Here is a 13,213-nt window from a genome sequence, read left to right on the forward strand (position 1 = left end):
ACCCTGTCTTGACTATTCGTCTCCCGGCACGCCGTAGCTCGGCGCATCGGATGGGTTTATGGCGCGGGTCACATAGGCATCGAGCTGCGGCTTGTAGAGTTCCCACAGCGTCGCCAGCTGCTCGATCGGGCAGTCATCGGTCCAGTCACAGCGCAAATCGGCGACCGGCCACGCAACCTCGCGCACCAGCTTCATGCCGGCGGAATGGACAGGACCAGCCTCGCCGCCCGCTTTGAGCGCGGCGCGCATGGTCCCGATGAGGCGGTCGCCGAGATGCCCCTCGGACGCCAGGAAGGCCTCGACCATGGCTTGCGGAACGCCGTCATGGGCCAGCATGTTGCCGCCGCAGGCGACATTTTCCGCACGCGCCTCCGCCCAGATGCCAAGAGCTTTGGGACCCGAATGGATCGCGGTCGTCCCGGCGGCGTCGACAGCCAGCACCTGCCGGTATTCGGGATAGGCGCCGGTGCGCTTCAATATGGCAATCGCCTCGGCGGCCGAAGCGCCGCGCGCCAGCAATTCGAGACCTCGCAGCCCCAGCGTCGGATCGGTGACGTTCTGGCTGGCAATGGCGCCGGCACCAGCCTGCGCATAGGCGCAGCGCGCGGCGACAGCAGGCGACGAGGAGGATACTGCGACTCCGAACATGCCGGTGTGGCTGCACCGCGCGACAATGGAAAAGGTCATCGCCGTCAGTCCGGGATAACTGCGGTGCCGTCGATCTCGACCAGCCAGTCCGGCCGCGCCAAGGCCTGCACGACAAGGCCGGTCGAAACCGGATGCACGCCTTTGATGTACTCGCCCATGGTGCGGTAGACGGCCTCGCGATGGCGCACATCGGTGATGTAGACCACCACCTTGACCAGGTGCTCCATGGTGCCGCCGCACTCCTCGATCAGCTGGCGGATGTTCTGCATGACCTTGTGCGTCTGCTCGACCGGATCATGGCTGTCGATATTCTTGGCCGTGTCGAGATCCTGCGGACACTGGCCGCGCAGGTAGACGGTCCTGCCGCCCCGCGTAACGACCGCCTGGCACAGATCATTGTCGAGTTTCTGCTCGGGATAGGTGTCCTTGGTGTTGAACTTGCGAATTCTTGTATGCGCCATCTTGGTCTCCGTCAGTCAGGCTCGAGGTCGGGACGTCCGTTTCTATGCTACCCTGGTCTCGCGCTTTGCGGACGCATGGTAGGCCAGGTACTTGCGCTGCGTGGAGATATGGTCTGCCACATGCTGTGCGTCGTGCCAGACGCCCCAGATGAAGCTCGACCCCCGCCGCGATTGCCACGGCAGGCCCAGGAAATAGATCCCCGGCTCGGTCGACACGCCGCGCTGGTGCTTCGGCTTGCCCTTTTCGTCAAACACATCGACTTTCAGCCAGTTGTAATCGACGGTGAATCCCGTTGCCCAGATGATCGAACCTATCCCGGCTTCCGCCAGGTTCAGCTCGAGAATGGGATCAGTCATGCATCGAGGGTCCGGTCCGATCTCGCGGGCCGCGGGCTCCTCGGGAAGGTCGAGGCCGTTGCGAGCGACATAGGCGTCGGCCTCGTCCAGCACCGACATGTAGTTCGCATCGCCGCGCGCGATATTTTTAGCCAGATCCGGAGCGAAGGTCATGACCCCTTCCTTGTAGGATTCCGTCCGGCCAACCAGCGTCATCCCTTGCGCGGCAAGACGCCGGAAGTCGATCGTCTGGCCGCCCCGCGCGCCGCTCACCGCGATGGTGACGTGTTCGGTGCCAGGCGCCGGCGCTTGGGCGTCCCATTTGCCCAAAACCCCCAGCCACCAGCAGAAGTCACGCTCGCGATAGGCCCGCGGCGGCCGATCATGCGGCCCGACCGAGAGGTAGACGCGCCGTCCCGCGCGCTGGAGTTCGTCGGCGATCTGCACCCCCGAGGACCCGGAGCCGACCACCAGCACCGCACCTTCGGGCAACTGGCCCGGATTGCGATAGGCGCTGGAATGGATCTGCATCGCTCCGGCATCCCCGGGGACAACCGCCGGAATGACCGGATGCTGGAAAGCCCCGGTAGCGGCAACCACGCTCCTGGCCTCGATCACGCCATCCGAGGTTTCGACCCGGAAGCCGGGACGGCCGACAAGCCTTTCCACGCTCCTGACCTCCACGCCGCAGCGGATGGGGGCAGCGATCATGCCGGCGTAAGCGACAAAATAGTCGGCGACCTTCTCCTTGCCGACAAAGGCGTCGGGACCGGCGTCCGGAAATTCCATGCCGGGAAAACGATCATGCCAGGCGGGACCATTGGCAACCAGCGAGTCCCATCTTTCGGTACGCCAGCGTTCGGCGATGCGGCTCCGCTCGAGCACGAGATGCGGCACCCCGCACTTGCTCAGATGCTCGCTCATGGCCAGCCCCGCCTGGCCGCCGCCAACAACAAGCGTGTCTACCGTTTCGACTGGCATTTAAGCGGCCCTTTCTGGCTCTCCCCGGGAGTGTCTGCGCATGCGGCGGAGATCTGATCGTTGGTTTACTGGAGGCACCGGGCAGCGAAAATTATGATTTCATGTGGCAGTGGTTAGCTTGTCCCTAAATGCCGGGAAGCATGGCCGAAGATGTGGAGCGCGGGGCGTGGATCATCACCGTCGAGACAGAAGAAACGGACGGCTCAGAGATAAAGGCTTCTGGCCGCCTTGGACGATAGCAACTCCTTTGCCGGCCCCTCCTGGGCGACCTTACCCTTGACCAGCACATAGCCGCGATCGGCGATGCCCAGCCCCATTTCGGCATTCTGTTCGATCAACAGGATGGTCGTGCCTTGGCGATGGATCTCCCTTGTAATCTCGAAATACTCGCCGATGAGTTTTGGCGAGAGACCGAGCGACGGCTCGTCCATGATCACCAGTCTGGGTTCGCCGATCAGGGCGCGCGCCAGCGCCACCATCGCCTGTTCGCCGCCGGACAGCGTGCCGGCGACTTGGCGCAAACGCTCATGGATGCGCGGGAACAGCTTGCACATCTTGTCCAGTTGCACCGCGAAATTGGGTCCCCTGCCCGACACCGCGTCATAGCCCAGGCGCAAATTCTCCATCACGGTCAGGCCGGGGAACAGCCGGCGCCCTTCAGGAATGAGGCCGACGCCGAGCGACGCGAGGTTTTCCGTGCCGAGCGTCGCCATGTCCCTGCCCATCACCTCGACCTTGCCGCGCTGCGCCCGCACGACGCCGCAGACGGTCATGAAGGTTGTCGTCTTGCCGGCGCCGTTCGGCCCCAGCAGGCAGACCAGTTCGCCGGGACGCACGCTCATCGCCACGCCGCGCAGCATCGGCACCGCGCCATAGGAAGTATCGACATCCCTGAGCTCAAGCATGGGCGACCGCCTTCCCGAGATAGGCTTCCTGGACGCGCGGCTCAGCGCGCACCGCCGCGAAGTCGCCCTCGGCGATCTTGCTGCCATAGTCGATGCAGGTGACATGCTGCGGGAACGCTTCGACCACCCGCATGTCGTGCTCGATCAGGATCACCGACAGAGCAGGGTTTTGTACGCGCAGCCGCGTGATGTCGGCCACCAGTGCGTCGGTTTCCATGTCGTCCATGCCGACCGAAGGTTCGTCGAGCAGCAAGAGCTTGGGCTGTGATGCGAGCGCGCGGGCAATTTCCAGCCGCCGCCTGTCGGCTTGGGCCAGCGTGCCCGCTGGCCGGTAGCGTTGTTCGAACAGGTCGCCGGAGCCGAGCTTGAGCAGGGTTTCGGCCTTTTCCACGCAGGCCGCCATCTCACGGCGCGACGCGCCGGGCCGAAACAGCGCGGTCAGCACGCCGGTCCTGGTGCGGGTGTGCATGCCGATGATTACGTTGTCGAGGACGCTGAGGTCGGAGAACAGACGCGACGACTGGAATGTGCGGGCGATGCCGCGGTCGACAACTTCGTAGGACGGGCGGTCGGTGATCTCGGCGCCGTCGAAGGTCACGCGACCGGAGGTTGGCCGGTAGACGCCGGTCACGACATTGAACAGCGTCGACTTGCCGGCGCCGTTCGGGCCGATGACGGCGAGCACCGCGCCCTTGTCGATCGACAGGCTGACATCGTTGAGCGCGACCAGGCCGCCGAAGCGCATCGTCAAATTCTCGACCTTGAGAAGCGCGCTCACGGCTCGCCTCCGTAGCGCCGCATGCGTTGCGGGAACAGACCTTGCGGCCGGATCATCAGGAAGCCGATGATGACGACGCCGAAGAACAGCAGGCGGTAGTCGGCGAACGCGCGCAATTTCTCCGGCAGGATGGTCAGCAGGAACGCACCGACGATGACACCGAAAATATTGTCCATGCCGCCGACGATGACCATGGTCATGATGGTGACGGAGACCAGGAAGGTGAAATTGTCGGGAGAAATGTAGGACACGTAGAAGGCGTAGATCGTGCCGGCAAAAGCGGCGAGAAAGGCATCGACCGCGAAGGCCAGCACCTTGAACCACGCCACGTTGATGCCTTGCGCCTTGGCGGCGATCTCGTCGGCGCGCAGCGCGTTCCAGGCCAACCCGATGCGCGAGCCGTGCAGCCGGTGCGCGGTGACGATGGCGACGACGACCAATGCAGCCGACAGATAATAGAAGTTCGCCTGGCTCGGCAGCTTCCAGCCGAAGATCACCAGCGGATCGGCAAAGGAATGGCCGAACAGGCTGGGCGCCGGAATGCCTACCAGTCCGTTCGGTCCGCCGGTCCAACTGAAATTGTTCAGCAATTGCTGGACCACGACACCGAAGGCGATGGTGACAAGCGCCAGATAAGTGTCGCGCGTGCGCATCGACGGGATGCCGATGATGAAACCGAACAAGGTCGCGGCCAGTGCCGCGACCGGCAACGTCAGCCAGAAGCTGACGCCGAAATTGATCGCCAGCAGCGCCGACACGTAGGCGCCGATGCCGTAGGAAGCGCCGGTGGCGAAGTTCGGGATGTTGGCGCTGCCGAGCTGGAAATTGAGCGCCAGCGCCAGCACGGCATAGAGCTCGGCGACGATCAGCAGATGAAGGATATAGGTGTTCGAACCGACGAAGAACGGAAAGGCCAGGACGATGACGGCCGCAGTGATCATCGCCACGAGCGGAACCCGGGCAAAGCTCGCCAACGCATAGTCGGCGATCCACGGCAGCCTCTCCAGCAGATAGAAACCGAGGCCGAGCAAGGCCAGCAGGCCGACTACCTGCCAGCCGCCGTCGACTCTGAGGATGAGGTACAGGAACGCTGCCCCGATGATTTGCGAGGCGATGGCGAAGACCGTGGCCGCAGCTATGCCCGGCACGTCGGGTGAAGCACGACCCTGCATGCTAGACTTTCTCCATGACGGTGCGCCCAAGCAGGCCGGCGGGGCGGAAGATGAGCACGGCGATGACCAGCAGGAAGACGAAGACCAGCCGGTAGGAAGCGCCGTCCGGCACGAATGTCTGCGCCAGCACTTCGATGCCGGCAATGATCAGTCCGCCCAATATGGCGCCCGGCATCGAGCCGAGGCCGCCGATCACCGCGGCTGAAAAGCCGAGCAGGCCGGCCATGACGCCGAAGTCGAACCGTGTCACGCCGGCATAGCTTGCGAACAAAAGTCCGGCGATGGCGCCGATAGCCGAGGCAATGAAGAATGTCGCACGGAAGACGCGTGCATCGCGGATGCCCATCATGCGCGCTACGACCCGGTCCTCCGAGGCCGCCCGGATGCGCAGTCCGAGCGGGGTCATGCGCAGGAAGACAAACAGCATGGCAACCAGCGCGACGGTCAGCACCACCACCAGCAGCGCGAACCAACTGATGGCAACGCCGGAGATTTCGAAAGCCATGCCCGACACCAGGCGCGGGAAGGCATGCGGGTTCGATCCCTGCGGATAGAGATGGCGGATCAGCTCGCGGATGACGATGCCGAGCGCCACCGTCGCCACCAGCGCCATCATGGCGGGCGCATCGCGGAAGCGCCTGATGACCACCTTGTCGAGCAGGACGCCGATTAAACCGACGGCGAGCACGGCGACCGGAACCGCAAGCACCAGCCAGGCGGGCCCCGAGGCGCCAAGAGCGGTCGCCAGCGCCTGGGCAAGCGCCAGCGTGATGAACGGCGCCGTCATCGCGACATCGCCATGCGAGAAATGAATGACGTTCAAGACACCGAAGATCAGGCTGAATCCGATCGCCAGCAAGGCATAGATGCAGCCAAGGGTTATCCAGTTCACCAGTTGCTGGACAAGCAGTTCCGCCATGCGGTCCGTCTCTCGATTGAAGCCGACAGGTATCAACCGCCATCCCGGGCGGACAGAACGAATCTCCGAACTCACGAGTCACAATTTCCGAATTTCGTCACTGAATACGCGCCCGTACACTGATGATCAGCCGACGATCACGATCGGCCGGGTCGCTACGACGGCGGCAGATAATTCTGTTTGAGGTGGAACCATGCAAAACAGGCGCAGTGCGCTTATCCGCGTATCGTCAATTCTGGCCGGCTCTCTGTTTGCCATCGCCCTGGGCGCCGCCCAGGCGCAGGCCGACCAGATCAAGCTCGGCTTCATCGGGCCGCTCTCCGGCGGCAACGCCCAGCAGGGCCTCGGCGCCCGCAACGGCTTCCTGCTCGCCATCGAGCAGGCCAATGCCAGCGGCTACCCGCACCAGGTGGAAGGCGTCGTGCTCGATGACGCCTCCGATCCGGCCGTCGGCGTTTCGGCGGCGCAGAAGCTGGTCAACGATCCCGCAATGGTCGCGGCAACGGGGCATTGGAACAGCTCGGTCGCGCTGGCGACGATCCCGGTCTTCAACCGCTCGCAGATGCCGTTCATCGTCTGGGGCGCGGTCAGCCCGAAGATCACCGAACAGAACTTCCCGAACGTGACCCGCGTGACGCCGACGCTGGTCAACGAGAACAAGCCGCTGGCCGAAGCCATCGCCAAGCAAGGCAAGATCAAGAAGATCGCCATCATCTCCGACACCACCGACTACGGTGCGGCCAACACCAAATGGTTCGGCGATTTCTTCAAGGCGGCCGGCGGCGAGGTCGTTTCTTCGGATGCCGCGGCTGTCGGCACGACCGATTTCCGCGCCATGCTGACTACCGCGAAGGCAGCGTCGCCCGACGCGGTCTATTTCGGCGGCGTCGTCACCGAAGCAGCGCTGGTGCGCAGCCAGATGGCCGACCTCGGCATGGGCAATCTGCCGATGTACGGAATTTCAGGCATCTACGACCCGAAATTCATCGAGATCGCGGGAGCTGCAGCCGAGGGCACTATCGCCGGAACTCCGGCCGTCCAGTCGAACCCCAAGCTGGAGGAATTCAACAAGGCCTATGAAACCAAGGCTTATCCCGATCCTGCCGGCTCCTATGCGAAATATGCCTACGAGGCGACGCAGATCCTGCTTCAGGTCATCAAGGAAAAAGGCCTCGACGACAAGGAAGCGCTGAGCAAGGCCATTCGTGACATCCACCACGACGGCATTCTGGGAGACGTCTCGTTCGATGCCAACGGACAGACCAACATGGCCATCGACATCGACATGTTCGTCGTCCGCAGCGGCAAATGGGAGAAGATGTAACTACCTGATCGACGCCGCGCCCGTTCTCCGTGGCGCGGCGTCGATCACCTTCATCACCGAGCTCGCAAAAAGTCCTGACCGGAGCGCCTGACCATGAATGACGAGGCCGGCCACGGCGCACCTCGAAAGGCCGTCGAGATCAAGGGCGTCTCCAAGGTGTTCGGCACCTATCAGGCGCTGAAGCCTGTTTCCTTCGACATCTACGACAACGAGTTCTTCACGCTGCTCGGCCCGAGCGGCTGCGGCAAGACCACCCTGCTGCGCATGATCGCCGGTTTCGAGCAGCCGACGGCGGGGCAGATTTTCCTGCACGGCTCGGACATACAGGGACTCCCCCCTCATAGGCGGCGGGTCAACACCGTCTTCCAGAGCTACGCCCTGTTTCCGCATATGAGCGTCGAACAGAACATCGGCTTCGGGCTCGAAAACCTCGGCTGGTCAAAGGACCGCCGCGATACGCGCGTCGCCGATATGCTTCGTCTCGTCCATATGGAGGCCTTTGCCGGGCGCAAGCCGCAGCAATTGTCGGGCGGCCAGCGCCAGCGCGTCGCGCTCGCCCGCGCTCTGGCGCCGGAACCGGAAGTGCTGCTGCTAGACGAGCCCCTCTCGGCACTCGACCTGAAGCTGCGCCAGGCCATGCGTGACGAACTGCGCATCCTGCAGCGCAAGACCGGCATCACCTTCGTCTTCGTCACCCACGACCAGGAAGAAGCGCTCGACATGTCGGATCGCATCTGCGTTCTCGGCGATGGCGAGATCCAGCAGCTCGGCACTCCCGCGGCAATCTACGAGGAGCCGTCGAACCGCTTCGTCGCCGACTTCATCGGCGAGACCAATTTCCTCGACGCCGACGTGATCACCGTGGACGGCGAGCAGGCGACCGTCAAGACGCAGCTCGGCATGACCTTGACCGCTTCGCACAAGAAAGCGGTCGCCGGCCAGAAGGCCTTTATCTCGATACGTCCGGAAAAAATCAGCCTGCCCGCCCAGGACAACCCGATCGCTGTCGACGGCACGATCATGAGCACCAACTACCTCGGCGGCTACACATACTATCTGATTGAAGCGGGCGGCACCAAGCTGCGCATCTCCAAGCGCAACAGCGTCAGCCGCGGCCAGATGTTCGAAATCGGGCAATCGGTAAAAGTTGGCTTTGCCGCCGAATCCGTGCGGATCCTCGGCGCATGAAGGCACCCACAAAAACTCCTGACTGGAATGTCCTCGGCCTGCTGCCGGCCCATCTCATCATGCTGCTGACGCTGATCATCCCGATCGGTATCATCATCGTGGTGTCGTTCTCGACGCGCGGACCTTACGGCGGGTTCGAATATGTGTTCACCACCGCGCCCTACAAGCAGCTGCTGTTCAACGAAGGCTGGACCGGCGAGCTGGAGTTCAATCCGCAATATCTCATCGTCGTTGCCAGGACGCTGGTCCTGTCGGCCGTGACAACATCGATCTGCCTGCTTCTGAGCTTCCCGGTCGCCTATTTCATCGCGCTGCAGCGGCCGGCGATCAAAGTGCTGCTGATCTATCTCGTCACGCTGCCATTCTGGGTTTCAATGATCGTGCGCGTCTATTCCTGGATCATCATCCTTGGCAAGGATGGTGTCGTCGAAAAGACCCTTCGCGGTCTCGGCCTCGTCGACAACATGGACTCGCTGCTGTTCGGCAACACCGCCATGCTGCTCGGTCTCGTCTACAGCTACATTCCGCTGATGATCCTGCCGATCTTCGCCTCGATCGAAAAGCTCGACCCTGCGCTCATCGAGGCGTCGCATGATCTCTATGGCAACCGCCTCACCACATTGCGCCGCGTTATCCTACCCCTCACCCGGCCCGGCATGATCGCCGGCGCGATCCTGGTGTTCGTTCCAAGCCTCGGCGCGGTCCTGGAGCCGACCCTGCTCGGCGGCGGCAAGACCATGATGATGGGCAATCTCATCCAGCTGCAGTTCGGTGGCGCCCGCAACTGGCCGCTCGGCGCCGCCATCGCCATCGTGCTGATGGCCGCGGTCATGGTCTTCCTGATTTTCCAGGGTCTGCGCTCGATGCGCACCGAAGGCCTGGAGCGTGCGGCATGAACGCGGACGATGATGTCAGGCGCTATCCGGGCTTCGGTCTCTTCAGCGCGATCTTCTTCGCCTATCTCTATTTGCCCATCGCCGTCGTGGTGTTCTACTCTTTCAATGCGAACCGGATCGTCTCCAATTGGGGCGGCTTCTCATTGCACTGGTACGCCACCGCTTTGTCCAACGCGAACCTGATGACGGCGGTGAAGACCTCCCTGCTCGTTGCCGCGGTCGCTACAGTCGCCTCGACGCTTGTCGCGTTGATGGCGGCATTGGTACTGGTGCGCGGCCGCGATGTCCGGTTCCGCCGGATCTCCGAAGCGGTGGTGAACCTGCCGCTGCTCCTGCCCGAAATCGTCGTTGCTGTCGCCGTCCTGATCCTCTTCTCCGAGATCGGGCTCGCCAACGGAATGGTGAAGCTGATGATCGCCCACACCACTTTCTGCATCCCGTTCGCCTTCCTGCCGATACGCGCCCGCCTACAAGGGATGGACCTCGATCTGGAGGAAGCGGCCCGCGATCTCTATGCCACCGGCTGGGTCGCCTTTCGTTGCGTCACGCTGCCGCTCATCCTGCCCGGTGTGTTCGCCGGCGCCATGCTCGCCTTCGTCATCTCGATGGATGATTTCATCACCAGCAACCTGTTGAATTCCGGCGGCGCCACCACGCTGCCGGTCTACATTTTCTCGCTGATCAAGCAGGGCGTGTCGCCGCAGCTCAACGCAATCTCGACCTTGATCATGATTGTTTCGGTGGTGCTGGCGACCGTGGCCTTCCTGCTTCAGCGACGGCAGTAGCAGCGGCGTAGTTTTTCCTAATCAAGGCGTCGGGCAAATCGAATTTATCGAACCCGACGGTTTGTTATCGTCGCCCTTGGGAGAACAACAAACAGGGGAATGACATGACGACTAAAATTGCAGCGCTCGCCATGGCCGGTGCCATGAGCCTCGCCTTTAGCGTGCCCGCTCTCGCCGAGGGCAGCCTGGCCATCTACGCATGGGCGGATTCCATCTCGCCCGAGATGGTCACGAAATTCGAGAAGGAAACCGGCATAAAGGTCACGGTCGACGCCTTCTCATCCAACGAGGACCTGCTGACCAAGCTGCAGGCCGGCTCGTCGGGCTACGACATCGTCACGCCTTCGCAGCACTTCGTGAAGATCATGATCGATAGTGGGCTGCTCGAGGATTTCGGCGCCAGCTCGATGGCGGCCTACAGCCAAGTCCTGCCGGACTGGCAGAAACCGTGGTGGGATGCGACAGGCAATCATTCGATCCCGCTCGCCTTCGGCAATGCCGGCTACACCGTCAACCGCGACCTCTACAAAGGCCCGGTCGACAGCTGGAAGACCTATTTCGAGCCACCGGCGGAGCTGCGCGGCAAGATCGCCAGCCTGGCGCAGCCCGACGAAGTCATTCCGGCAGCGGAAAACTATCTCGGCATCAAATATTGCAGCGAAGACCCGCAGGAGATGAAGCGCGTGCTCGACCTCTTGCTGGCGCAGAAGCCATTCGTGGCGGCCTATTCCAGCGACAACATCGAAAACCGCATCGGCAGCGGCGAGGTTGCCGCCCATTTCTGGTGGGACGGCAACACCATGAGGCTTCGCCGCAACGACAAGGCCAATGTCGAATACGCGATGCCGAAAGAAGGTCTGGTCGGCTGGCTGGATTCCTATGTCGTGCCGAAGGGCGCGGCCAATATCGAGAACGCCAAGAAGTTCATCGATTTCATGACCCAGATCGACAACGCGACGGCGCAGTACAATTATTACGGCCACTCTTCGCCGGTGAAGATCGACGAGAGCAAGGCGCTCTACAACAAGGAGAACGCTCCGGAGCTGTTCCCGACCGTTCCCGTCAAGATGGGCCAGGCCTGCTCGCCGGCGGCGCAGGAACTCGTCACCAAGGTCTGGACGCAGCTTCTGCAATGAGCCGCTCAGCCGGGGCGCGCGCCGCCCCGGCATCTCCATTCTCAAAGGGGCTGGCCATGCAGACCGAAAATCTTGACTACGACTACATCGTCATCGGCGCAGGCTCGGCCGGTTGCGTCCTTGCCAATCGCCTGAGCGCCAACCCGTCCCACAAAGTGTGCCTGATCGAAGCCGGCGGCAGCGACAGCGGCCTGCGGGTCAAGGTGCCTGCCGGCATCCTCTCGCTCTACGGCAATCCGAACTATGACTACTGCTATGTCGGCGTGCCTCAGCCCAACCTCAACGACCGCAGGATTCCGGTCAATCGCGGCAAGGCGTTGGGCGGCTCCAGTTCGATCAACTCGATGGTCTACATCAGGGGCGCCGCGCAGGACTATGACGAGTGGTCGCGACTCGGCTGCGCAGGCTGGGCATTCAGCGACGTGCTTCCCGTCTTCAAGAAGCTCGAGCGCAACCTGCTTGGCCAGGACCCGCACTACCACGGTACAGGCGGGGAACTGCTGGTCGACAAGCCGCGCGATCCGAATGTGCTGTCGTCGATGTTCGTCAAGGCCGGCAACAATGCCGGTCTTCCGGCCAACAGCGACTTCAATGCCGAAAGCCAGTTCGGCCTCGGCATCTACAATGTCACCCAGGATCGCGGCCAGCGCTTCAGCAGTTTCACCGCCTTCATGCGCCCGGTGCTCGATCGCAAGAATCTCACAATCCTCAGCGAATGCGAAGTGATCGACCTCGATATAGCCCAGGGGCGCGCGACAGGGGTACGGGTGCGGCACAAGGGCGAGCAGAAGACGCTGTCGGCCCGCCGCGAAATCGTGCTTTCGGCCGGGGCCATCAATTCACCGAAGATCCTGCTGGCGTCCGGCATCGGCGCAGCCGCCGAGTTGCAGGCGATCGGCATAAAGCCGGTTGTCGGTCTGCCGGGCGTGGGCAAGAACCTTCAGGACCATATCGACGGCATGATCACGGTCCGCTCCTCGAGCACGAAGACGCTCGGCCTGTCGCTGCCCAACTTGCCCCGCGTGCTGGCTGCGCCTTTCCGGTACTTTGCCGGCCGCAAGGGCATGCTCACCACCAACTATGTCGAAGCCGGCGGCTTTGCCCGGACGAAATATGCGAACGGCATTCCCGACATCCAGTTCCACTTCGTGCCCGGCTATCGCAGCCATCGCGGCAAGCTGGTGGAGTACGGCCATGGCTACGCAATCCACACCTGCGTGCTCAGGCCCAAAAGCGTCGGCGAACTCAAACTGTCAGGCCAGGCATCGAAGCGGGATGTGCTGATCGATCATCGCTTCTTCTCGAACGACGAGGATGCCAGGGTGTTGGTCGAAGGCATCAAGATCGCGCGTCAAATCTTTGCCGCATCCGAGTTCGACCCGATCAGGGGGACGGAGATGCTGCCGGGCAAGGATGTTCGCAGCGATGACGAGATCCTCGCCTATTTGCGTGCCGAAGCGCTCACCGTCTATCATCCGGTGGGGACGTGCAAGATGGGGACCGACGCGATGGCCGTCGTCGACCCGGCAACGCTCAAGGTGCGCGGCATCGGTGGCTTGCGGGTCGCGGATGCGTCCGTGATGCCGAAGCTGATCGGCGGCAACACCAATGCCCCCAGCATGATGATCGGGCAGCGGGCAGCGGAGATGATCCTGGGCCGGGGATAATTTCTGTAGCGCAACTC

Annotated in this window: 13 protein-coding genes; 6 read left to right on the forward strand and 7 right to left on the reverse strand. The window is 62.7% G+C overall.

Annotation, left to right across the window (positions count from 1 at the left end; translation table 11 throughout):
• Positions 1-12: 12 nt before the first annotated feature.
• The 7 genes from X735_RS160715 to X735_RS160685 all read right to left on the reverse strand — a co-directional run bounded on the left by X735_RS160715 (position 13) and on the right by X735_RS160685 (position 6,200).
• Positions 13-687, reverse strand: coding sequence for a DUF1028 domain-containing protein (locus X735_RS160715; RefSeq protein WP_023809425.1), 675 nt, complete (start codon positions 685-687; stop codon positions 13-15).
• 5 nt (positions 688-692) lie between these two features.
• Positions 693-1,109, reverse strand: a complete 417-nt coding sequence (locus X735_RS160710; RefSeq protein ID WP_023809426.1) for a RidA family protein — start codon at positions 1,107-1,109, stop codon at positions 693-695.
• A 42-nt stretch (positions 1,110-1,151) separates the two neighbouring features.
• Positions 1,152-2,426 (reverse strand): NAD(P)/FAD-dependent oxidoreductase, encoded by a 1,275-nt coding sequence (locus X735_RS160705; protein ID WP_023809427.1) that lies wholly within the window; start codon positions 2,424-2,426, stop codon positions 1,152-1,154.
• Positions 2,427-2,629: 203 nt separating this feature from the next.
• Entirely contained in the window at positions 2,630-3,331 is a 702-nt protein-coding gene (locus tag X735_RS160700; RefSeq protein WP_023809428.1) for an ABC transporter ATP-binding protein, read from the reverse strand.
• Positions 3,324-4,109 (reverse strand): ABC transporter ATP-binding protein, encoded by a 786-nt coding sequence (locus tag X735_RS160695; RefSeq protein ID WP_031212566.1) that lies wholly within the window; start codon positions 4,107-4,109, stop codon positions 3,324-3,326. The genes X735_RS160700 and X735_RS160695 overlap by 8 nt, the downstream gene beginning before the upstream one ends.
• A complete protein-coding gene (locus X735_RS160690) occupies positions 4,106-5,281 on the reverse strand; it encodes a branched-chain amino acid ABC transporter permease (protein ID WP_023809430.1) in 1,176 nt (391 codons plus the stop codon). Before X735_RS160690 ends, X735_RS160695 begins: the two co-directional genes overlap by 4 nt.
• Before the next feature lies 1 nt (position 5,282).
• On the reverse strand, positions 5,283-6,200 hold the full coding sequence (locus X735_RS160685) for a branched-chain amino acid ABC transporter permease (protein ID WP_023809431.1): 918 nt from the start codon (positions 6,198-6,200) through the stop codon (positions 5,283-5,285).
• Between the two features lie 193 nt (positions 6,201-6,393).
• On the opposite strand from X735_RS160685, the gene X735_RS160680 reads away from it, so the two are divergent.
• The 6 genes from X735_RS160680 (at position 6,394) to X735_RS160655 (ending at position 13,196) form a co-directional block, all read left to right on the forward strand.
• Positions 6,394-7,524: a branched-chain amino acid ABC transporter substrate-binding protein gene (locus X735_RS160680; RefSeq protein ID WP_023809432.1), complete on the forward strand. Its 1,131-nt coding sequence runs from the start codon at positions 6,394-6,396 to the stop codon at positions 7,522-7,524.
• A gap of 93 nt (positions 7,525-7,617) precedes the next feature.
• The gene (locus X735_RS160675) at positions 7,618-8,712 is read left to right on the forward strand and encodes an ABC transporter ATP-binding protein (protein ID WP_023809433.1); all 1,095 of its coding nucleotides are present in this window, start codon (positions 7,618-7,620) and stop codon (positions 8,710-8,712) included.
• A complete protein-coding gene (locus X735_RS160670) occupies positions 8,709-9,608 on the forward strand; it encodes an ABC transporter permease (protein WP_031212568.1) in 900 nt (299 codons plus the stop codon). Before X735_RS160675 ends, X735_RS160670 begins: the two co-directional genes overlap by 4 nt.
• Positions 9,605-10,393, forward strand: a complete 789-nt coding sequence (locus X735_RS160665) for an ABC transporter permease (protein WP_023809435.1) — start codon at positions 9,605-9,607, stop codon at positions 10,391-10,393. Before X735_RS160670 ends, X735_RS160665 begins: the two co-directional genes overlap by 4 nt.
• Positions 10,394-10,497: 104 nt before the next feature.
• Positions 10,498-11,529: an extracellular solute-binding protein gene (locus X735_RS160660; protein ID WP_023809436.1), complete on the forward strand. Its 1,032-nt coding sequence runs from the start codon at positions 10,498-10,500 to the stop codon at positions 11,527-11,529.
• 56 nt (positions 11,530-11,585) lie between these two features.
• Entirely contained in the window at positions 11,586-13,196 is a 1,611-nt protein-coding gene (locus tag X735_RS160655; RefSeq protein ID WP_023809437.1) for a GMC family oxidoreductase N-terminal domain-containing protein, read from the forward strand.
• Positions 13,197-13,213 lie beyond the last annotated feature (17 nt).

The organism is Mesorhizobium sp. L2C084A000, from assembly GCF_000502875.1.
Taxonomy (GTDB): domain Bacteria; phylum Pseudomonadota; class Alphaproteobacteria; order Rhizobiales; family Rhizobiaceae; genus Mesorhizobium.

Coding starts and splice junctions, on each gene's coding strand:
- X735_RS160715 (WP_023809425.1), bottom strand. CDS start 687: ATGACCTTTTCCATTGTCGCGCGGTGCAGCCACACCGGCATGTTCGGA.
- X735_RS160710 (WP_023809426.1), bottom strand. CDS start 1,109: ATGGCGCATACAAGAATTCGCAAGTTCAACACCAAGGACACCTATCCC.
- X735_RS160705 (WP_023809427.1), bottom strand. CDS start 2,426: ATGCCAGTCGAAACGGTAGACACGCTTGTTGTTGGCGGCGGCCAGGCG.
- X735_RS160700 (WP_023809428.1), bottom strand. CDS start 3,331: ATGCTTGAGCTCAGGGATGTCGATACTTCCTATGGCGCGGTGCCGATG.
- X735_RS160690 (WP_023809430.1), bottom strand. CDS start 5,281: ATGCAGGGTCGTGCTTCACCCGACGTGCCGGGCATAGCTGCGGCCACG.
- X735_RS160685 (WP_023809431.1), bottom strand. CDS start 6,200: ATGGCGGAACTGCTTGTCCAGCAACTGGTGAACTGGATAACCCTTGGC.
- X735_RS160680 (WP_023809432.1), top strand. CDS start 6,394: ATGCAAAACAGGCGCAGTGCGCTTATCCGCGTATCGTCAATTCTGGCC.
- X735_RS160675 (WP_023809433.1), top strand. CDS start 7,618: ATGAATGACGAGGCCGGCCACGGCGCACCTCGAAAGGCCGTCGAGATC.
- X735_RS160670 (WP_031212568.1), top strand. CDS start 8,709: ATGAAGGCACCCACAAAAACTCCTGACTGGAATGTCCTCGGCCTGCTG.
- X735_RS160665 (WP_023809435.1), top strand. CDS start 9,605: ATGAACGCGGACGATGATGTCAGGCGCTATCCGGGCTTCGGTCTCTTC.
- X735_RS160660 (WP_023809436.1), top strand. CDS start 10,498: ATGACGACTAAAATTGCAGCGCTCGCCATGGCCGGTGCCATGAGCCTC.
- X735_RS160655 (WP_023809437.1), top strand. CDS start 11,586: ATGCAGACCGAAAATCTTGACTACGACTACATCGTCATCGGCGCAGGC.